This is a genomic window from Massilia sp. TSP1-1-2, from assembly GCF_049896185.1.
Taxonomy (GTDB): Bacteria; Pseudomonadota; Gammaproteobacteria; order Burkholderiales; family Burkholderiaceae_D; genus Telluria_A.
Window position 1 is genome coordinate 179390 of the sequence record NZ_JAFCTU010000011.1, and the last position, 18925, is coordinate 198314.

The 18925-nt window shown below is 61.6% G+C and carries 22 protein-coding genes and 1 pseudogene; 13 read left to right on the top strand and 10 right to left on the bottom strand.

The window, feature by feature from the left end; genetic code table 11:
- Positions 1–52: 52 nt before the first annotated feature.
- Both ACP7BV_RS12200 and ACP7BV_RS12205 read right to left on the bottom strand, forming a co-directional pair.
- The gene (locus ACP7BV_RS12200) at positions 53–1774 is read right to left on the bottom strand and encodes a diguanylate cyclase domain-containing protein (protein WP_426104087.1); all 1722 of its coding nucleotides are present in this window, start codon (positions 1772–1774) and stop codon (positions 53–55) included.
- A gap of 2 nt (positions 1775–1776) precedes the next feature.
- Positions 1777–2829 carry an ABC transporter substrate-binding protein gene (locus tag ACP7BV_RS12205; protein WP_426104088.1) on the bottom strand — a complete coding sequence of 351 codons (1053 nt, stop codon included), beginning with the start codon at positions 2827–2829 and terminating at the stop codon, positions 1777–1779.
- A 331-nt stretch (positions 2830–3160) separates the two neighbouring features.
- Between ACP7BV_RS12205 and ACP7BV_RS12210 the strand changes: the two genes are divergently transcribed.
- The 3 genes from ACP7BV_RS12210 (at position 3161) to ACP7BV_RS12220 (ending at position 5925) form a co-directional block, all read left to right on the top strand.
- Positions 3161–4600 (top strand): S41 family peptidase, encoded by a 1440-nt coding sequence (locus ACP7BV_RS12210; RefSeq protein WP_426104089.1) that lies wholly within the window; start codon positions 3161–3163, stop codon positions 4598–4600.
- A gap of 213 nt (positions 4601–4813) precedes the next feature.
- The gene (locus tag ACP7BV_RS12215) at positions 4814–5581 is read left to right on the top strand and encodes a hypothetical protein (protein ID WP_426104090.1); all 768 of its coding nucleotides are present in this window, start codon (positions 4814–4816) and stop codon (positions 5579–5581) included.
- Positions 5582–5688: 107 nt separating this feature from the next.
- Positions 5689–5925, top strand: coding sequence for a hypothetical protein (locus ACP7BV_RS12220; RefSeq protein WP_426104091.1), 237 nt, complete (start codon positions 5689–5691; stop codon positions 5923–5925).
- A gap of 66 nt (positions 5926–5991) precedes the next feature.
- On the opposite strand, the gene ACP7BV_RS12225 is transcribed toward ACP7BV_RS12220, so the two are convergent.
- Complete coding sequence (locus ACP7BV_RS12225; RefSeq protein ID WP_426104092.1) at positions 5992–6465, bottom strand: adenylyltransferase/cytidyltransferase family protein; 474 nt, start codon at positions 6463–6465, stop codon at positions 5992–5994.
- Positions 6466–6538: 73 nt separating this feature from the next.
- On the bottom strand, positions 6539–7729 hold the full coding sequence (locus ACP7BV_RS12230; RefSeq protein WP_426104093.1) for a PilT/PilU family type 4a pilus ATPase: 1191 nt from the start codon (positions 7727–7729) through the stop codon (positions 6539–6541).
- Positions 7730–7894: 165 nt separating this feature from the next.
- On the opposite strand from ACP7BV_RS12230, the gene ACP7BV_RS12235 reads away from it, so the two are divergent.
- The 5 genes from ACP7BV_RS12235 (at position 7895) to ACP7BV_RS12255 (ending at position 10782) form a co-directional block, all read left to right on the top strand.
- Entirely contained in the window at positions 7895–8836 is a 942-nt protein-coding gene (locus tag ACP7BV_RS12235; RefSeq protein ID WP_426104094.1) for a hydrogen peroxide-inducible genes activator, read from the top strand.
- A 17-nt stretch (positions 8837–8853) separates the two neighbouring features.
- Positions 8854–9708, top strand: coding sequence for a 4-hydroxybenzoate octaprenyltransferase (gene ubiA / locus ACP7BV_RS12240; protein ID WP_426104115.1), 855 nt, complete (start codon positions 8854–8856; stop codon positions 9706–9708).
- Positions 9709–9776: 68 nt separating this feature from the next.
- Positions 9777–10097: a DUF883 family protein gene (locus ACP7BV_RS12245; protein ID WP_426104095.1), complete on the top strand. Its 321-nt coding sequence runs from the start codon at positions 9777–9779 to the stop codon at positions 10095–10097.
- Between the two features lie 6 nt (positions 10098–10103).
- Complete coding sequence (locus tag ACP7BV_RS12250; RefSeq protein ID WP_426104096.1) at positions 10104–10484, top strand: phage holin family protein; 381 nt, start codon at positions 10104–10106, stop codon at positions 10482–10484.
- A complete protein-coding gene (locus ACP7BV_RS12255; protein WP_426104097.1) occupies positions 10474–10782 on the top strand; it encodes a hypothetical protein in 309 nt (102 codons plus the stop codon). The genes ACP7BV_RS12250 and ACP7BV_RS12255 overlap by 11 nt, the downstream gene beginning before the upstream one ends.
- 177 nt (positions 10783–10959) lie before the next feature.
- On the opposite strand, the gene proC is transcribed toward ACP7BV_RS12255, so the two are convergent.
- Positions 10960–11778 (bottom strand): pyrroline-5-carboxylate reductase, encoded by an 819-nt coding sequence (gene proC / locus ACP7BV_RS12260; RefSeq protein WP_426104098.1) that lies wholly within the window; start codon positions 11776–11778, stop codon positions 10960–10962.
- 19 nt (positions 11779–11797) lie between these two features.
- On the bottom strand, positions 11798–12499 hold the full coding sequence (locus ACP7BV_RS12265) for a YggS family pyridoxal phosphate-dependent enzyme (RefSeq protein WP_426104099.1): 702 nt from the start codon (positions 12497–12499) through the stop codon (positions 11798–11800).
- Between the two features lie 88 nt (positions 12500–12587).
- Between ACP7BV_RS12265 and ACP7BV_RS12270 the strand changes: the two genes are divergently transcribed.
- The 5 genes from ACP7BV_RS12270 (at position 12588) to ACP7BV_RS12290 (ending at position 16150) form a co-directional block, all read left to right on the top strand.
- A complete protein-coding gene (locus ACP7BV_RS12270; RefSeq protein ID WP_426104100.1) occupies positions 12588–13631 on the top strand; it encodes a type IV pilus twitching motility protein PilT in 1044 nt (347 codons plus the stop codon).
- 23 nt (positions 13632–13654) lie between these two features.
- A complete protein-coding gene (locus ACP7BV_RS12275; protein ID WP_426104101.1) occupies positions 13655–14791 on the top strand; it encodes a PilT/PilU family type 4a pilus ATPase in 1137 nt (378 codons plus the stop codon).
- Positions 14791–15273 (top strand): glutathione peroxidase, encoded by a 483-nt coding sequence (locus tag ACP7BV_RS12280; RefSeq protein ID WP_426104102.1) that lies wholly within the window; start codon positions 14791–14793, stop codon positions 15271–15273. The genes ACP7BV_RS12275 and ACP7BV_RS12280 overlap by 1 nt, the downstream gene beginning before the upstream one ends.
- 340 nt (positions 15274–15613) lie before the next feature.
- Entirely contained in the window at positions 15614–15880 is a 267-nt protein-coding gene (locus ACP7BV_RS12285) for a hypothetical protein (protein WP_426104103.1), read from the top strand.
- Between the two features lie 141 nt (positions 15881–16021).
- Positions 16022–16150, top strand: a complete 129-nt coding sequence (locus tag ACP7BV_RS12290) for a hypothetical protein (protein WP_426104104.1) — start codon at positions 16022–16024, stop codon at positions 16148–16150.
- Positions 16151–16272: 122 nt separating this feature from the next.
- On the opposite strand, the gene ACP7BV_RS12295 is transcribed toward ACP7BV_RS12290, so the two are convergent.
- The 4 genes and pseudogenes from ACP7BV_RS12295 to ACP7BV_RS12310 form a co-directional block, all read right to left on the bottom strand.
- A complete protein-coding gene (locus tag ACP7BV_RS12295; RefSeq protein ID WP_426104105.1) occupies positions 16273–16656 on the bottom strand; it encodes a hypothetical protein in 384 nt (127 codons plus the stop codon).
- Positions 16657–16713: 57 nt separating this feature from the next.
- Positions 16714–17472 (bottom strand): annotated as a pseudogene (locus ACP7BV_RS12300) (RHS repeat-associated core domain-containing protein); the annotation flags it as partial.
- A 681-nt stretch (positions 17473–18153) separates the two neighbouring features.
- On the bottom strand, positions 18154–18408 hold the full coding sequence (locus tag ACP7BV_RS12305) for a hypothetical protein (protein WP_426104106.1): 255 nt from the start codon (positions 18406–18408) through the stop codon (positions 18154–18156).
- Positions 18409–18451: 43 nt separating this feature from the next.
- The coding region (locus tag ACP7BV_RS12310; RefSeq protein ID WP_426104107.1) for a tyrosine-type recombinase/integrase at positions 18452–18925 on the bottom strand (474 nt) is incomplete at its 5' end.

Here is an 18925-nt window from a genome sequence, read left to right on the forward strand (position 1 = left end):
CACACCCTCCTCCCGCGCAAGCAGGTTGTCGTCGACCTTGTACGGCATGCCGTTAGAATCCCGCGCTTAGCTGCACCCGGTTCCCCCCGGCCGCCTTGGCCCGGTACATGGCCGCGTCGGCCGCCAGCGCCAGCGCGTGCTCGCTGTCGCCGTGGCGCGGAAACAGGGCCACGCCGATACTGGCCGAAATCTGCTGCGTGTTTGCGTCCAGTTCGAACGGCTGCGCCAGCGCAGCGCGTACTTTCCCGGCCACGGCCAGCGCATCGCGCTCAAGCTCGATGGCGCCGAGCAGGATCACAAACTCGTCGCCGCCGATCCGCGCTGCCGTATCGGCGGCGCGCACGCAGCTTTGGATGCGCAGCGCCACCTCGGCCAGCAGCAGGTCGCCGGTATGGTGGCCGCAGCGGTCGTTGACCTGCTTGAAGCCATCGAGGTCGACGAACAGCACCGCGATGCAGCCGTTGCCGCGCCGCGCCAGCACCATCGCCTGGCGCAACCGGTCTTCGAACAGCGCGCGGTTCGGCAGCCCGGTCAAGCCGTCATGCTGGGCCAGGTGGCGCAGCGCCTGGCGGCTGTCGTCAAGCTCGCCGATATTGGCCACAATGGTGCGCTGCATGTCGTTCAAGCTGCGCGCCAGAACGCCGATCTGGTCGTTGCGATCGGACGGCAGTTCGCTCACCACGCGCTCCTGTGAAAAGCGCCGCACCGCATGGGCCATCTGGCGCAGCGGCTCGGTCACGGCGCGCGAGACAATCGCCGCCAGCAGCACGGCCGCCACGCTCAGCAGCAAAATCATGCGCACCGTATCCCAGCCCAGCTCGCGCGCTTGGCGCGTGACAATTTCCAAGGGCTGCGACAGGCCGATCACCACAAAGTGCGCGTCCGCCGCCGCGCCCATCGGCAAGCGCGCGAAAGCGGCCACCCGGCCGTCGGCGCTGTCGGGCGTGGTGACCACGCTGGCCCGGCGCCCCCCGATCAGCTCGGCCACCGGGCCGAATGCATTCTGGATCAATTCGCGGCGCCCGCGGTCAAAGCCGAAGGTCAGCGCCGCGTCGGGGTGGATCAGATAGTCGCCCCAGTGGTTGCTCAGGTAAAGCTGGTGCGACGAGGGCAGGTCTTTTTTCAGACGCGCGAACATGGTGTCGAGGTCGACGTTGATGACGATCAGCCCGACGATGGCGCCACCGGGTCCGGCCACGGGGGTGGCCACGCGCAGCGTCGGTTGGTCCAGCCCCGCGTGGGCGCCCGTTTCGCGATTGAGCGTGATGTCGGACAGGTACACCTGCCCGCGCGCCAGCTTGAGCGTATTGAACACATACGGATAGTGGGCTTTTTCCTGCAGGTGCAAGCCGTCGATGCGCAGCAGCAGCGTGGCATCGCGGTCTACGCGCACCAGTTCGATGCCATGGCCGGCGGCGCTGATCAGGCGCGCCTGAAAGTAATCCGGGTGCACTTCCAGCAGCGCCGTGAACGCTTGCGCCAGGTGGGTCCTGTCGTTGGCATCCATGACGCCGCCTTCTTGCAAACTCGGGGTCAGGCGCGCCAGCAGCAGCGCCTGGGCCGCCACTTCCTCGATCCGTTCCTGGAAGTTTTTGCCCAGCACTTGGGTGGCGGTCAGCAGGTCGCGCTGGGTCGCGCCCAGCAGCGCGGCGCGGCTGCTGGCGTAGGAGGTGTAGCCAACCATGCCCATGGCGACGATGCCGAAAGTGGCCAGCAGGATCGCCAGCCGCACGCCAATGCCGTGCCCGAGGCCAGGTCCGAACCGGCGCCCCATGGCTAGAGCTTTTCCGGCACGTCGCCGGACAGGATGCGCGCCCAGTAGGCGGCGCGCCGCTGGTCGTCCTCGACCGGTTCGAGCCAGATCAGCTTGTCGTTATCCCTGGTCGCCGCGCCCGCCGCCAGCGTGTTGGCCAAACCCTGGCGCCGGGTCAGTTCGGCGCTCACTTTACTGTCGAGCATGAAATTGATCCAGCGCTCCGCCAGCGCCTTGTTGGCCGCGCCGCGCGTCACGGCCCAGCAATCGAGCCATGCCAGCGCCCCTTCGCGCGGGATCACGTAGCCGACATCGACCCCGGCGTTGCGCAGCAGCTTGACCTGCTGGCGGCCATAGTTGGCGAACATCAGCGCCACTGAATGGCGGCGAAACAGTTCGACCGATTCTTCGGGCAAGGTATAAAAAGTGAGCACGTTGCGGCGCAGCGCGACCAGCTTGGCCACGCTCTGGCGGAACTGCGCTTCGTCGAGGTGAAACGGATTGGCGTGCATGACCAGCGCGGCGATCGAAAAATTATGCCCGCTGGTATCGAAGGCAAGCACCTTTCCCTGGTACTTGGGGTCCCACATGGCCGAAAGCGACACCGGCGGCGCGCTGAACTGCTTGCGGTCGTAAATCAGGCCCATCTCGGCATAGGTGTAGGCCACGGCAAACACCTGGCCGGCGCGGCTGATGCCCGGCACGCGCTGCAAGTCGCGAAAGCGCGGCAGCTGGCGCGCCCGGTTCGGGATGTTCGACAGCTGCAGCGGCACCGCCACGCCATGCTGGATGTAAAACTGCATCTCGGCCGTGTTGGCGGCAAAAACGTCGTAATTAATGCTGCCGTTGGACGCCAAGTGCTTGCGCAAGGCTTCGTCGGAGCCGACGTAACTCACCTGCACCCGGACATCGTTTTCCTGCTCGAAGCGCTTGACCAGATCGGGGTCGGCATAGCCCGGCCAGGTCAGCACGCGCAGCGTTTGGCCGGCGTGGGCGGGCAGCACGCAGCCCAGGGCAAAGGCAACGGCGGCAAACAGGCGGCACGCCGGCGCGATCGCGCGGCGGCGCCAGTTCAACGCCGCCTCCGGCCCATGCCTGGCGCGCAGCGCACAGTGGCGAGCTTGCCGGGAACGGGCATCAGGCCAGGTCGGATCGGTGCACGCATGATACTCCTGATAACTTTTCAGCCCGTACAGGGCGGGGTCGGCTTCGCTCTCATAACAATTCTAACTCCTATACAACTTGCTGTTGCGAAAGTTTCCCGCATGCGGGCAAAGGTGTCCGAATTCGTACGGCCGGTGCCAGCGACGATGCAATTTTGCGACAGTCCAGTCCGCGGCCTGCGGTTTTGCCAGCATGGCATGGCCCTTGCTGTGAAAAGGACACCAATCAAAAAATGGATTTCCTATGACTGCACTGCACCGCCGTACTAGCCGGCTATTGCTCCTCGCTGCCGGCGTCCTGTTGATGGGCGCTGCGGCGGCTAGCGCGCTCGCCGCCCCACTGAGCGCCGCCCAGCTGCAATCGGACTTGCAACTGGCGCGCGGCGCGCTGGAAGAGGCGCACGGCGGCGTCTACCGCTACACCCCAAAGGCTGACCTTGACCGCGTATTCGACGCCGCCGCCCGCAAGCTGGACCGGCCGATGGAAGCCATCGCGTTCGCGCGCATCCTGGCCCCGGCCGTGGCTGCGCTGCGCTGCGGCCACACGGCAGTACTGCTGTCGCCGGCCTTGAAGGCCGAGATGGAACAAGCCTTGCTGCTGCCGCTGGACGTCAAGCTGCTGCGCGGGCGGCTGTACATCCTGCGCGATTTCGATGGCGCGGGAAAGCTGGCCGGGCGCGAGATCGTATCGATCAACGGGGTCGCTATCGGCAGCGTCATCGAGCGCTTGCTCGCGGCAGCGCCGGGCGACGGCTTGATCACGACCGGACGCGCGCAGCGGGTCGCGCGCAAGTTCAAGGAAGAACTGTTCATCCAGTTCGGCATGCAAGGCAAGTTCACCCTCGGCCTGCGCGCGCCAAAGCGCGAGAGCGTCACGCTGGCCGGCCAGACGCTCGCCGCGCTCAGGCAGGCATCGGTCAACCGCTATCCGCAGGACCAGTATTCGCACAAGTTCACGGAACTGTCGCTGCTTGACGGGGGCAAGATCGCGCGTCTGCAAGTGTTTAACTTTACGGACGAGGAAGAAGATGACGAAGGCGGGGCCATGTTGAAAAAAGCCTTCGAAAAGATTGAAGCCAGTGGCGCGCAGACGCTGCTGCTTGACTTGCGCGACAACGGCGGCGGCGAAGACCGGCTCGGCAAGCTGGTGTTTTCGTATCTGGTTGAGGCGCCGTTTCCGTACTACGAAGCGTTGACGGTCCAGCGCGAGCGCTTGAGTTTTGCCGCACATGTTGAAGGCTCAGCCGTGATTCCGGCAGCGATGCTGACGGCGCGCCCGGATGGTTTGTTCGCTGTGAAGGGGCATCCGAATCTGGGAATGCAAAAGCCGTCCCTGCCAACCTTTCGGGGCAAGGTGATCGCCTTGATCAACGGAAGGTCTTTTTCGACAACCGCCGAACTGATCACCCAACTGCATGACAAACAGCGCGCGACCTTCGTGGGCGAGGAGTCAGGTGGTGCGTATCACGGGAATAATTCGGGCAATGACGTGACGCTGGTGCTGCCCAATAGCGATCTACGGATAGCCATCCCGCTGGTGACGTACAAGCTGGCCGTCAGCGGCCAGCATGCCAATGGGCGCGGGGTAGTGCCGGAAGTGGAAGTGCTGCCGAGCATGCAGGACTATCTGGCTGGACGCGACGTGGTGCTGGAAAAGGCATTGGGCATCGCACGCGCACAATGATCTTCCTCCTCATTCACACGGACAGTCAGGCAACCAAGAGTGATACGATAGCTCCTTGGCAATGGCCAAAAGCGACCGTTCGCCTGCAAGCAAGATTTGGCGGACCAACGGGAGGACAATCGCTTCATGACACGGAACTTGGGTCGAGACCGAATTGATGCAGTTGCACCGGACTTGCACTGCACGGCCCAAGCTGCATAAAGAAAATCTGCCGTGAAACACGCCCACCAAATCCCTACATTGCCTGACGTGCTGGCGCCGGACGCTGGTGCATTGCTTCGGCTGATGTCAGTCATGGTCGATGACGAGCTGCTCGGAAAAATCGCCGTAGCCGATCACGGATGGAAAGCTGACGAGTGTCTTGAAAAACTCAAGGAGATCAGGAAGACCCATACCGTACCAGCCCCGCTCGACTTCCACGTGCAGGAGGTCCTTCAACTATCGCGCTGGTCAAACCCTGCTGATGAACGAGGTCATCTGCTGCGGGCATTTTGTTGCGCAACCCTGATAGCAGCCGGCGGCAACCGGCTAAATTGCGACAGGCTGGAGGGCGAAAACATCAATATCGCGCTGCTGTTGGAGAGCTTGGCCCCGTTGCCCTCCAGGTACCAGGAAGCCGCAGTCAGTCTTTTCTCCTGGCACTTGGACAATGCATGCGATGCTGAAGATCCACCTTTTTTCCTTCTAGCCATATTACTGACTTCGCTGGCTGCAGGGCCACGTTTTGGCGGCAGCGTCATCGATATCCTTGCCGACTTGTTGCTGGCAAGTGAAACGGCCGCCAGAAATGATGAGCGCATCGTACGACAGACTGACCCCGCCGAGCCGGGCGCCTGGCTGATCGGCCTTACCTACTTCGATCAATGTGAGCCGGTATGGCGGTCATTTGCGGAAAGACTGCGTCTACTGGCAGACCTGATTTCCCAGGCACCAATCAGGGCAAAGGTGCGCGCGATTGCTGGTTTGTTGGCGCCTGTGTAAGGCAAGGTACAATCGACGCACGCGGCGGCAATGTCGAACATAGCCGCGTCGCATCAATTGACGTGCCATGCGCGGACAGCGCCCCACCAGCCACCTGGAGGTTGACTTTGCCTACCAAAAGCATCGATAGTTTTTTGATTGAGTTCACCGGCGAATTGTTGGAGGGTAGCGAGCACTGGGGAGCGTACGTGTCAATCTCTGCCCCGTCCGATAACCCGATGCATATGAACATGATCTATCCAAAAGCGCGCGTTTCAGCCGAGCTTGCCTTTCCGGATCAACAGGCGGCCGAGGCGCAAGCTGAGCGCGCGGCGTCACTCATTTTGAGTCAATTGCGTTCGTAGCTCGACGCGCTTGCTTCCCTACCGGGCAGACCTTGAGAATGGCACGCATAAGGCGCGCGCCGCCGTCTACCCGCGTATTTTGCCCAGCAACTTGGTGGTCGACCGGTCGTGCTCAAAATCGATTGCAATCGCCTGCCCGCCATAGCCGATCACCGCCCTGCCCTCGGGAATGGCACCCATGTCGTAATCGCCGCCCTTGGCATAAATGTCCGGCTCGGCCTCGAGCACCACTTCAAGCGCTGTATCTTCGTCAAACTCCACTACCAGGCTCACTGCCTCCAGCGCCGCCAGCACGGCCATCCGGTCCGGCCCCGTATTCAAGGGCCGGTCGTCGCCCTTGCCCAGCCGCTTGACGGACGCATCGGTGTTGGCCGCCACCACCAGCGAGGCGCCCAGCGCGCGCGCCTGGGCGAGATACGTCACGTGGCCGCGGTGCAAAATATCAAATACGCCGTTGGTCAGCACCACCGGTTTGGGTAAGGCGGCAATGCGCTCTTTCAATTCGCTGCGGCTGCAGATCTTGCTTTCAAATTCAGGCATCAGGACGTGTGCTCATAGGTTGTGCGCGCCACACTTGCAGCCTTTGCCGCAAGCGATGGTCGCGCGGGGTGGCTTATTTGCCCGGCTCTTCTTCTTCCGGCTCCTCGTCGATGGCCATCGACAAGTCGGCCGAGGTGACCGCCGCGCCCAGCGCGCCGGGTTCCTTGCGCTCGCCGCGCAGCTTGATCTGCAGGCGCAAGCCGTTGGCCGAGTCGGCATTGCGGATCGCTTCGTCGTAGCCGATATCGCCCTTGTTATACAGCTCGTAGAGCGCCTGGTCGAAGGTGCACATGCCCAGCTCGCGCGACTTGTGCATGATCTCCTTGATGGCCTGGAAGTTCCCCTTCAAGATCATCTCGGCAATCGTGGCCGTGTTGAGCAAAATCTCAATGGCGGCCTTGCGCCCCTTGCCGTCCTCGGTGCGCACCAGGCGCTGCGAGACGATCGCGCGCAGGTTCGACGACAAGTCCATCAGCAGCTGGTTGCGCCGCTCTTCGGGGAAAAAGTTGATGATCCGGTCCATGGTCTGGTTCGAGTTGTTCGCGTGCAGCGTGCCCAGGCACAAATGGCCCGTCTCGGCGAATGCAATGGCATGCTCCATGGTTTCGGTGTCGCGGATTTCGCCAATCAGGATTACATCCGGCGCCTGGCGCAAGGTGTTTTTCAGCGCGTTGTGCCAGGACAGCGTGTCCACGCCAACTTCACGGTGCGTGATCAGGCAACTCTTGTTCTTGTGAACGTATTCAACCGGGTCTTCGACCGTGATGATGTGCCCGGCCGAGTTGGCGTTGCGGTAATCGATCATCGCCGCCAGCGTGGTCGACTTGCCTGAGCCCGTGCCGCCCACCACCAGCACCAGACCACGCTTGGTCATGATGACGTCTTTCAGCACATCGGGCAGGTCGAGCTTTTCAAAGTTGGGTATCTCGGAAGCAATCGTCCGCACCACCATCGCCACCGCCTGCTGCTGCACATACACATTGACGCGGAAGCGGCACACATTCGGCAGCGAAATGGCGAAATTGCTTTCCATGTCGGCTTCAAATTCGCGGGTCTGTTTTTCGTTCATCAACGACAGCGCCAGCGCGCGCGTGACGTCGCCGGTCAGCTTTTGCTGGCTCATGGGCTTCATTGCGCCCTGGTACTTCATGGAAGGCGGAAAGTCGGCCGAGATGAACAGATCCGAGCCACCCTGATGGTGCATGACGGTGAGCAGCTTGTGAATATAAGCCTGTGCTTCGGCCGGGCCAAAGGTCGTGGACATGCGTGCCTTTCTGCGTACGTTCTGGTCGATAATGCGGGTGCGTCCCGGGTGCCTTCCAATTATATCGACTGCATTCCGGTAGAATATAAATTCTTTGCTGACTGATTTGCAACTCTGTGTCAGGTTATCCACGGAAATTGTCCCCGCAATCACTCAAAAGCCTCTATGACTCTGACCGAACTGAAATATATCGTTGCCGTAGCGCGTGCGAAACATTTCGGGCACGCCGCTGAAGCGTGCTATGTCGCCCAGCCCACCCTCTCGGTCGCCATCAAAAAGCTCGAGGACGAACTGGGCGTGGTGCTGTTCGAGCGCGGCGGCGCGGAAATCTCCGTCACGCCGCTGGGCGCGCAAATCATCGCACAGGCCGAGCGGGTGCTGGAACAGACCGCCGCAATCAAGGAACTGGCCAAGCAAAACAAGGATCCGCTGGCCGGGCCGCTGCGCCTGGGCGTGATCTACACCATCGGCCCCTATTTGCTGCCGCCGCTGGTCAAGACCATCATCGAGCGCGTGCCGCAGATGCCCTTGATCCTGCAAGAAAATTTCACTGTCCGGCTGCTGGAACTGCTGCGCCAGGGCGAACTGGACGCGGCCATCATGGCGCTGCCGCTGCCCGAGCACGGCATGTCGATGCAAACCCTGTATGACGAGCCGTTCGTGGTGGCCATGCCGCGCACCCATCCATGGGCCAAGCGCAAAAGCATCTCGGCCCAAGACTTAAAGTCGGAAACCATGCTCTTGCTGGGCAACGGCCACTGCTTTCGCGACCAGGTGCTCGAGGTGTGCCCGGAAATGGCGCGCTTTTCGTCGCCCGGCAACGGCATGCAGCGCACCTTCGAAGGTTCATCCCTGGAAACCATCCGCCACATGGTCGCCAGCGGCATCGGCCTGACGGTGCTGCCGCGCGCCTCAGTGCCGGACATGGGCACCCGCGACGGCATGCTCGCCTTCGTACCATTCGACGCCCCGGTGCCGTCGCGCCGGGTGGTCATTGTATGGCGCAAGAGCTTTACGCGGCGCACCGCCATCGAGGCCATCTGCGCCGCCGTGGCCGCGTGCGCGTTGCCGGGCGTCGAGATGCTGGCACTGGAAGAAGCCGCGTGACCGTTTTTGCCGGCGCGATAAACCGCTTGTCCCTGTATTTCCGCCTGGTGCGGCTCGACAAACCGATCGGCATTTTGCTGCTGCTGTGGCCGACGCTGATCGCCTTGTGGATCGCCTCCGGCGGCCCGCCAGACTGGCGCATTCTCGGCATCTTTACGCTTGGCACCGTGCTGATGCGTTCGGCCGGCTGCGCGATCAACGACTTTGCCGACCGCGACATCGACAAGCACGTCAAGCGCACCGCCGAGCGGCCCTTGACCAGCGGGCGCATCAAGAGCTGGGAAGCGGTGGCCGTGGCCGCCTTGTTGGCCGTGCTGGCCTTCGCGCTGATTTTGCCGCTCAATACATTGACCCGGCAAATGTCGATCGCCGCCGTGATCATTGCCGGCACCTATCCGTACTTCAAGCGCTTCTTTGCCATTCCGCAGGCGTATCTTGGCATCGCCTTTGGCTTCGGCATTCCGATGGCGTTTGCCGCCGTGCAAAACGATGTGTCGGCGCTGGCCTGGTGGCTGCTGGCTGCAAACGTTTTTTGGGCAATTGCCTACGACACTGAATACGCGATGGTTGACCGCGACGACGACCTCAAGATTGGCATTCGCACCTCGGCCATCACTTTCGGACGCTTCGACGTGGCCGCCGTGATGCTGTGCTATGGGGCGGCGCTGGCGATCATTTTGGTATGCGGCTGGCTCGTTGGGCTGCGCTACTGGTTCGCCGCCGGCGTTGGCGTGGCCGGCGCCATCGCGCTTTTCCACTACACCTTGATCCGCGACCGCGACCGGATGCGCTGTTTTTATGCATTTCGCCACAACAATTGGTTGGGTGCGGCCCTTTTTGCCGGTGTCGCGGTAGACTACGCTTTTGGATAATGTTGTCCTTGTAGCACGGACGGCAAATGTAGCGCATCCCTTTCAACACTATCGTGAGGTAATAACAAATGATCGAATCCATTCCAACCAAAACCGGCGCCCGCGACCAACTGATGAGCGATCTGAAATCGGTGATCCAGGATGCTGAATCATGGCTGCGCAACGGCAGCCAGATGACCGGCGACGAGCTGGCTTCGGCCCGCGCCAAGTTCGAGCGCACGCTGTCCGGCGCCAAGGCTGACCTGATCCGCATCGAAGAAACCGTGGTCCAGCGCACCAAGGACGCGGCCAAGGCGACCGACGTCTTCGTCACCGAAAACCCATGGAAAGCGGTCGGCGTGGGCGCCGCCGCCGGCATCTTGATCGGCATGCTGATCGCGCGGAGATAAGACGCCATGGCGATCATCGAAACAGTAGGACGGATCGGCGGCACGATGCTCGCCATGGTCGAGACGCGGCTGGAACTGGCCGCGCTCGAAGTCGAAGAGGAGTCGCAGCGGCTGCTCGGGTATTTCGCGCTCGCTTTGCTCTCGCTCATCCTGCTGGGGATCGCCTTGGTGCTCGTCTCCCTGACCATCATCCTGGTGTTCTGGGACACTTACCGGCTGCAGGCGGCGCTGGCGCTGGCCGCGCTGTTTGCCGTGGCCGGCACCATGGTGGGCCTGAAGCTGCGCACGGCATTCCGGACGCGTCCGCGCATGCTGGCGGCCACGGTGGCCGAGCTGAACAAGGATGTCAATTTCTTCCGGAACGCGGGGCACAAACATGAAGCATGAGAACTCGAAAGCGGCGCGCTCGGCGCGCCGTGAAGTGCTGATTGCCGAGTGCTCGGCCCAGCGCATGCAGATTGGACGCGAGATCAGCATGATCGGCGCGCCCAGCATGTTGACGGGCGGGGGCATCTTGCAGTCGCTCACTAGCGGCAACCTCAAGGGGCCGCTGGCGATCGCCGGCGTGCTGATGGGCTTGATTGCCGCAAAACCGGGGCGCTTCATGCCGCTGGTAACCACCGCGCTGTCGGTTTTCAAGCTGGCCAAGACCGGCATCACGATGCTGCGCAACCGGGCCAAGTAAGCTGCCGGCATCGTCCTCGCGACACCGTAGGTCGGATAAGCGGATGGCCTGGGCGGCCCCCTTATCCGACATGCGTCACGTTGACGCCTGTCGGATTGCGCTTCGCTTATCCGACCTACGCGGCACCCATTCGCGAAGACGATATGATTGCGTTTTCGAGTGACGCAATGCCGTGCTCTAGTCCCGTCCCATTTCGTCACCCAACTCACGCCCGCGCGCCGCAGCGGCCTTCATCGCCTCGATGATCTTCTCCTTCACGCCGCTCGCTTCCATGCTGCTGATCGCCGCGTAGGTCGTCCCGCCCTTTGACGTCACCTTCTCGCGCAGCACCGGCACCGCGTCGTCCGACTGCGCCGCCAGCTGCGCGGCGCCCACAAACGTGGCCAGCGCCAGCTCCCTGCCCTGCTCGCGCGAGAGACCCATCTCGATCGCCGCCTGCTGCATCGCCTCGATAAAATAAAACACATACGCCGGACCGCTGCCCGACACCGCCGTCACCGGATCGATCTGCGCCTCGTCGTCCAGCCACACGGTCTGTCCCACGGCCTTCATGATGCTGTCGGCAGCGGCCTTTTGCGGCGCGCTCACGCCATCCATCGCCACCATGCCGGTAATCCCCAGCCCGATCAGCGCCGGCGTGTTGGGCATGGTGCGCACGATCTTGCCGTAGCCGCCCAGCCAGCGCGCCAGGTCGGCGCCGCGAATGCCCGCTGCGATCGACAAGATCAAAGGCTGCGAGGCGCCCACGTGCGGTTGCAGGGCAGCGGCGACCTCGCGCATCTGCTGCGGTTTGACGGCCAGTACGATCACGTCGCTGGCGGCCAGCGCGCTGTCAATGGTCAAGGAGGTCGTCACGCCATGCTGCTCGCCCATGCGCGCCAGCGCATCGGCATTCGGATCGACGACATGGATGTCGCCGCCTTTCGCCAGCTTGCCCGCCAGTCCCGCGATCAGGGCGCTGGCCATATTTCCGCCGCCAATAAATGCAATTTTCATTCCTTATCCTTTAGTTGAATCACTCGTATTTGCGCGAACCAAAAATGGCGCTGCCTACGCGCACGATGGTCGCGCCCTCGGCCACGGCCGCGCCCAGGTCGGCCGACATGCCCATCGAGAGCGTATCGAGCGCGATGCCCTTGGCTCCAAGCGCAGCGGCCAGCTGGCGCACGCGCGCAAACACGGCGCGCTGTTTGGCAACGTCGCTCTCCGGTTCCGGGATCGCCATCAGCCCGCGCAGGCGCAAGCGTGGTAGCTGTGCCACATGCTGCGCAAGTTCAAGCAATTCTTCGGGCGCGACGCCACTCTTGCTTGCTTCACCACTGATGTTAACTTGTAGGCAAATATTGAGCGGGGCCAGTTCCGGCGGGCGCTGTTCGGACAGGCGCTGCGCGATCTTGAGGCGCTCGACCGTATGCACCCAGTCGAAACTGGCGGCGATCGGGCGTGTTTTGTTGCTCTGTATGGGGCCAATGAAATGCCACTCGACCGAACGGCCCGGCAAAGCTTGCGCCACGGCGGCGATTTTATCTAGCGCTTCTTGCAAGTAATTCTCGCCAAACGCAGATTGGCCGGCGGCGATTGCTTCGAGCACGGCGTCGGCAGGGAAGGTTTTTGAAACGGCGAGCAACTGCACATCGGCGCGGGCGCGGCCGGCGGCACCGGCGGCGGCGAGAATACTCGCATCGACAGCTTGCATGTTGTGGGCGATTGTGGACATAATCATTTTCAGCGGGCAATTCATGCAGGACATTTGCAAAATGCGCATACATGTCGGCATGCGCCCATTCACGGCACAGGGATTATAAATGGACATCTCCGAATTACTCGCATTCTCCGTCAAGAACAAGGCTTCCGACTTGCACCTTTCGTCCGGCCTGCCGCCGATGATCCGGGTGCACGGCGACGTGCGCCGGATTAACCTGCCTGCGCTCGAGCACAAGGATGTGCACGGCATGATCTATGACATCATGAATGACGGCCAGCGCAAGGCCTACGAAGAAGTGCTGGAGGTCGACTTTTCGTTCGCCATTCCGGGCCTGGCGCGCTTTCGCGTCAACGCCTTTAACCAGGAGCGCGGGGCGGCTGCCGTGCTGCGGACGATTCCCTCGAAAATTCTGAGCCTGGAAGACTTGAACGCGCCTAAAATTTTCGCCGACCTGGCGATGAAGCCGCGCGGCCTGGTGCTGGTGACCGGCCCGACCGGTTCGGGCAAGTCGACCACGCTGGCGGCGATGGTCAACCACCTCAATGAAAACGAGTATGGCCACATCCTCACCATTGAAGACCCGATCGAATTCGTGCACGACTCGAAAAAGTGTTTGATCAACCAGCGCGAAGTGGGACCGCACACGCTCTCGTTCAATAATGCACTGCGCTCGGCGCTGCGCGAAGACCCGGACTGCATTTTGGTGGGCGAGCTGCGCGACCTGGAGACCATCCGCCTGGCGCTGTCGGCTGCCGAGACGGGCCACCTGGTGTTCGGCACGCTGCACACCTCGTCGGCCGCCAAGACGATCGACCGGATTGTCGACGTGTTCCCGGCGGACGAAAAGGAAATGGTGCGCGCCATGTTGTCCGAGTCGCTGCAGGCGGTCGTCTCGCAGACCCTGCTCAAGACCAAGGATGGCAGCGGCCGCGTGGCCGCGCACGAAATCATGATCGGCACGCCGGCCATTCGCAACCTGATTCGCGAGTCGAAGATCGCACAGATGTATTCGGCGATCCAGACCGGCAGCAACGTGGGCATGCAGACGCTGGACCAGAACCTGACGGACCTGGTGCGGCGCAATATCATCTCGGCGTCGGCTGCGCGCAGCGCTGCCAAGATTCCCGACAACTTCCCCGGCTAAGCTAATACAGGATCCTCACTACAATGGAACGCGACCAGGCTTCAAAATTCATGTTCGACTTGCTGCGTCTGATGACCAGCAAGGGCGGCTCCGACCTGTTCATCACGGCAGGTTTTCCGCCGGCGATCAAGATCGACGGCAAAATGACGCCGGTGTCGAGCCAGGCCCTGACGCCCTCCCACACCTCTGATTTGGCGCGTTCGATCATGAACGACAAGCAGACCGCCGGCTTCGAGCTGACCAAGGAATCGAATTTCGCGATCAGCCCGGGCGATCTGGGACGCTTTCGCGTATCGGCCTTCGTGCAAATGGGATATGTGGGCATGGTGCTGCGCACGATTACCACCACCATTCCCAAGCTTGACGACCTGCGCCTGCCCGAGGTGCTCAAGGATATCGTGATGACCAAGCGCGGCTTGGTCATCATGGTGGGCGCGACCGGTTCCGGCAAATCGACGACGCTGGCCGCCATGGTCGGCTACCGCAACGAAAACAGCTACGGCCACATCATCACCATCGAAGACCCGGTCGAGTATGTGCACCCGCACCGCAACTGCGTGATCACGCAGCGCGAAGTGGGGGTGGACACCGAGTCGTTCGAGGCGGCGCTGAAAAACTCGCTGCGCCAGGCGCCGGACGTGATCCAGATCGGCGAGATCCGCGAGCGCGAGACCATGGAGCACGCCATCGCGTTTGCCGAAACGGGCCACCTGTGCCTGGCCACGCTGCACGCGAACAGCGCGAACCAGGCGCTCGACCGCATCATCAACTTCTTCCCCGAAGAGCGCCGCCAGCAACTGCTGATGGACTTGTCGCTGAACCTCAAAGGGCTGGTGTCGCAGCGCCTCATTCCGCTCAAGGAGAGCAAGGGCCGCTGCGTGGCGATCGAGATCATGCTCAATTCGCCGCTCATTTCCGACCTGATCTTCAAGGGCAATGTGCATGAGATCAAGGAGATCATGAAAAAATCGCGCGAGCTGGGCATGCAGACGTTCGACCAGGCGCTGTTCGACCTGTACGAGTCTGACCTGATCAGCTACGAAGACGCGCTGCGCAATGCGGACTCCGTGAACGACTTGCGCCTTTCGATTAAACTCAAAGGCAAGGACGCGAAAAACCGCGACCTGTCGGCAGGCACGGAACATTTAGGGATCGTCTGATGAGCACATTCGACTTCAAGGCAGAAGCTATTTCCGGCGACGCGGTGGACCTGTCCCAGTACAAGGGCCAGGTGCTATTGATCGTCAACACCGCCAGCAAGTGCGGCTTCACACCGCAGTACAAGGGGCTCGAAACAGTGTACGAGCAGTTCAAGGACAAGGGCGCGGTGGTGCTCGGTTTTCCGTGCAACCAGTTTGGCGGGCAAGAGCCGGAAGGCGAAGCGGAGATCGGCGCGTTTTGCGAAAAGAATTTTGGCGTCACGTTTCCCTTGTTCGCCAAGGTTGAGGTGAACGGTGCGGGTGCGCATCCCTTGTTCCAGCACCTGAAAAAGGCTGCGCCGGGTTTACTGGGAACGGAGGCCATCAAGTGGAACTTCACCAAGTTCCTGATTAAGAAAGATGGCAGTGTGTACAAGCGCTACGCGCCGTCGACCGCGCCGGAAGAGCTGGTGGGCGACATTGAGAGGCTGCTGGCGGAATAGCCCTTACATCGTTTTCGCGAACAAGGGGGTAACGCTCAAGGAGACGACGGCGCTGCCGCTGGTGTCAACGTGCTGCAGTGAGGAGGGTAGGTCGGATAAGCGCCAGCGCAATCCGACATGCGTCGCGTTAAAGCATATCGAATTGCGCTGCCTCTTATCCGACCTTCTACCGCCTGATCCCGAAAAGCTCCGGGCAAAGCAATGCAACAGAATTAGATCGTTCTCGTGCATGAGGTAGTTGTAAAAAGAGCGACATAATCCAAGAATCGCGCCGAACAGGGGCGGAGCGTCATGACAAATGCGCTCGTTTCGTAATGGGAGATCTGACCCTCTTAGTTCCGTGACCCTCTTAGTTCCGGCCTACGCGGTCGGACGCCGGCCCATACCGGTGTCAGCGCTGCCGGTGGTGGCGCGCCTGCTGCAGGTGCCGATGGAGGAATTGTTCGGAGAAACCGGCCGCGCCGGCCGCGGCAAGCGTGGGCAGATGTCACTGCTCGAACGCAGCATCGAGCGCATCGGCGAGCTGCCCAAGCAAAAGCAGAAATTCGTGATGGAGATGCTGGAAACGGTGCTAGCCCAGGCCAACGCATTGCCGCATTTTCCTTAGACGCTAAAGAGAAAGCCACTCGCAGCCGGGGCACCGGAGGGAGTGGCTTTTTTGTTTTAGAAGAAGAACTTACCGATCAGCTTGTGTCCGAATGGCGGCACTGACCCTGTGCTGTTCCCCGGCCGCGGCAAGCGCGGGCCGATGTCACAGCTCGAGCGCAGCATCGAGCGCATCGGCGAGCTGCCCAAGCAGAAACAGAAATTCGTGATGGAGATGCTGGAAACGGTGCTGGCCCAGGCCAACGCAAAGGCGCATTTCCTTAGCCGCTAAGAAGAAAGCCACTCGCATCCGGGGCACCGGAGGGAGTGGCTTTTTTGTTTTTAGAAGAAGGATATGTTAGCGATCAGCTCGTGTCCAAATGTCGGCTCTGACCCTGTGCCGGCACCTCCCGGTCACTTTGCAGGGGCAGACCCCACCGACTGAATATCTACTTGAATGTTGGCAATTGCAAGCGCCTCAGCATGCTCTGTGGGCGATTTGAACTCGAGCGCGAAAAAATTCCCATCAACTAGCCATACGGAGCACGAATTTTCTGTACCTGGCGGCCCTTTAATTGCCAACTTCGCTAGCAAACGCTCACCTGTAGACGAATCCAAGCGCGTTTCATCAGGAAAAATGGCGCTACCACCGTGCATTGCATAACAATTCACCTCCCGCCCCCCATCCAACCGTTGTACAAGATTGATATCCCCAATCCGTTTACTCAGTTTCTGCTCTTCTACTGGGCGCAACGCCCTCAGCACGGAAGCTAACACGGCGCGTTCAAATTCGTTCAAGCTAGAACTTCCAGCTTTGAAAAAATTTCTAAAAAAAGGATGTAGTCTCATATGTATTTAATGGGAACCGACTGACGCAGCGCCAGCTCCTGCACCAGCTGCGGTACCTATCCAAAAATAAGGTATGCGATTTAATTGCTGAAGAACGATCGACGGCATGGGATTCGCGGCCTTCCAAGCACGCGGCATGAATCGGGAGCGAAACGGATCCGATAGCGCATGCTTGACTATTGATACGTAATTCCCGTTTAGTATGCTGTTCCCACCACCGAGCCGCTTAGGTATCCAGTGAGAGAACTCAAGCCCAGCGCCCTTAGCGCCAGCGGCACGAGCGCCAGCTGCCCCGCCAAGGGCAGTCGACACCACAACCCCGGCACCTTCACCAACATGATACGACGTCGCCGACTGATCCACTGAGCCGATCGAAAATTCGTCCCTGACATAAGACGTCAGCCCAAATGAAAGCGTGTCTCCCATGCCGCCTGAAAAATTCGCGGCTGTATCCAGGACCGCGTATGGGTCGAAAGCGGACTGAGTACTCGTAGTTGCCCCGACCCGTCCATTTTTTGTAGTGCCAGGATCGCTCGCGACGGTGATGGTCCCTAAAGTCCCACAGTTCATCCGACTCTGGCCAGCGCAAGGATCACTCGGCTCTTTCGCGTCGCGCCCATCTGGATCGATATATTTGTACGGGTTGTTTTCCGCATAGGCGTATCGGTTGAAACTGCCACCAGTGTTCGCATCGGTCGTCACCGGATCAATGCTCAAGAAGGAGCCGCCCGACGTGCACTTGTCGTAAGCGCGGCCGTTTTCCTTAGTCCATTCAAGGGCTTGTGGCGGTTTTCCGCTGGCGAATTGTGGGTAAAGAGCGAATTTTTCCTAGACGCGATTCTGGCTCGCGCACGCGCGCGAGGCAAGGCTTTTTCTTGTTTAGCTGCTAATTAGATGAGCCGGGACGCCGAAGGCGCGCGCAGTTGATGGGTTGGGAGGTGCTGCAGTTGCGGTTATTGGGGCTGGCCTGACTGACGGCGAAGCGCGGCAGCACGCGACGAGGGAGCGCGCACCGTGCGCCTGACCAGAGCCATGCGCCCCAGGGCGCACCGTATGGCTTGGCAGTCCCGCAGGGGCGCAAGACATAGCGGGTTTTCCGCGAACCCGCAGGGCCCGGCGCAGCGCGGGGCCGGGCCACCGAGCGAAGCGCAGCGCAGCGAATGGGCCGGCTTTGCGGAATGGCCCGTTATGTTAAAGCGCGCCATCGGCGCGATTTACCCCGGAGGGGCTGTGCTCTTGCATTGTCCGTTACTGGCTAACGGCGTAGCGCGGCGGCAAGCGAGAGCGCCTGCAAGGCGCGGGAGCGCGCGCTGTTGACCCGACTCGATTCAAGCGTGGCTCTTGCCTTCCGCGGCGCGGCTGGCGGTACCGCGCAGCGGCTGGACAGCGGGTTTCCACGGTCGCGTCCGCTAAGCGAACACGACCGCAATCGTTACGGCGTAACGATCACTTGATGCAGAAGTAAGCGAGCCACTCCGGCGTATCGGGCGCCATGCCGGCCAGGATCCGGTCGTCCTCGACCCGGATCAGTCGCTCCAGCACCTGCCGCTGCGTTACACCGTCACGCGTCGCGATGCGCTCCAGTGCAAGGTGCGTCCCGGTGCTCACCCAGGTATTCAGCCTGCGTTCGCCGTTGCTGCCCGCCATCGGCCGGCGCGCGCGGTAGGCCGCCTGCCTTTCCGCTGCTGTCTTCGCCATCATGACTTCTTCCGTTCAGAGTTGGATCGTTACGCCGTAACGAAGTTCAGTCCAACCGCTCCTGGTCAGCACCACGCCCCAGCCGCGCCGGATGCGTCGCCTCGTGCACCTGCTTCAGCTTCATGATCGCCACGCGCGTGTAGATCTCGGTCGTGCCAAGGTCCGCGTGTCCCAGTAGCGCCTGGATGTATCGGATGTCCGCCCCGTTCTCCAGCATGTGCGTGGCACACGCGTGGCGGAACAGGTGGCACGAACTGTTCAGCGGCCCGCCGGCCGCCACCCGCTCCAGCTTCGCCCCGTCGATCGCTTTCTTGACGATGCAGGACAGCTGCTTTCCCGTCAGCCGCAGGCCCTGTCTGGTCAGGAACAGCGCCGTCGCGTCGTCGACCTGTTCCGCGCGCACCTCGTCGGCATACCTGGCAATCCACGCCAGCGCCCGCGCGCCGACCGGCACCATCCGGTCCTTCTTCCCCTTGCCGAGCCGGATCAGCACCGTGCCGCGTTCCACGTCGACGTCGAC

What these genes read in the sequence shown, in the direction of transcription:
- ACP7BV_RS12210 (WP_426104089.1), top strand. Translation starts at nt 3,161, where the DNA reads ATGACTGCACTGCACCGCCGTACTAGCCGGCTATTGCTCCTCGCTGCC.
- ACP7BV_RS12275 (WP_426104101.1), top strand. Translation starts at nt 13,655, where the DNA reads ATGGAACGCGACCAGGCTTCAAAATTCATGTTCGACTTGCTGCGTCTG.
- ACP7BV_RS12200 (WP_426104087.1), bottom strand. Translation starts at nt 1,774, where the DNA reads ATGGGGCGCCGGTTCGGACCTGGCCTCGGGCACGGCATTGGCGTGCGG.
- ACP7BV_RS12290 (WP_426104104.1), top strand. Translation starts at nt 16,022, where the DNA reads ATGTCACAGCTCGAGCGCAGCATCGAGCGCATCGGCGAGCTGCCCAAG.
- ACP7BV_RS12255 (WP_426104097.1), top strand. Translation starts at nt 10,474, where the DNA reads ATGAAGCATGAGAACTCGAAAGCGGCGCGCTCGGCGCGCCGTGAAGTG.
- ACP7BV_RS12305 (WP_426104106.1), bottom strand. Translation starts at nt 18,408, where the DNA reads ATGATGGCGAAGACAGCAGCGGAAAGGCAGGCGGCCTACCGCGCGCGC.
- ACP7BV_RS12250 (WP_426104096.1), top strand. Translation starts at nt 10,104, where the DNA reads ATGGCGATCATCGAAACAGTAGGACGGATCGGCGGCACGATGCTCGCC.
- ACP7BV_RS12235 (WP_426104094.1), top strand. Translation starts at nt 7,895, where the DNA reads ATGACTCTGACCGAACTGAAATATATCGTTGCCGTAGCGCGTGCGAAA.
- ACP7BV_RS12225 (WP_426104092.1), bottom strand. Translation starts at nt 6,465, where the DNA reads ATGCCTGAATTTGAAAGCAAGATCTGCAGCCGCAGCGAATTGAAAGAG.
- ACP7BV_RS12270 (WP_426104100.1), top strand. Translation starts at nt 12,588, where the DNA reads ATGGACATCTCCGAATTACTCGCATTCTCCGTCAAGAACAAGGCTTCC.
- ACP7BV_RS12230 (WP_426104093.1), bottom strand. Translation starts at nt 7,729, where the DNA reads ATGTCCACGACCTTTGGCCCGGCCGAAGCACAGGCTTATATTCACAAG.
- ACP7BV_RS12280 (WP_426104102.1), top strand. Translation starts at nt 14,791, where the DNA reads ATGAGCACATTCGACTTCAAGGCAGAAGCTATTTCCGGCGACGCGGTG.
- ACP7BV_RS12245 (WP_426104095.1), top strand. Translation starts at nt 9,777, where the DNA reads ATGATCGAATCCATTCCAACCAAAACCGGCGCCCGCGACCAACTGATG.
- ACP7BV_RS12265 (WP_426104099.1), bottom strand. Translation starts at nt 12,499, where the DNA reads ATGTCCACAATCGCCCACAACATGCAAGCTGTCGATGCGAGTATTCTC.
- proC (WP_426104098.1), bottom strand. Translation starts at nt 11,778, where the DNA reads ATGAAAATTGCATTTATTGGCGGCGGAAATATGGCCAGCGCCCTGATC.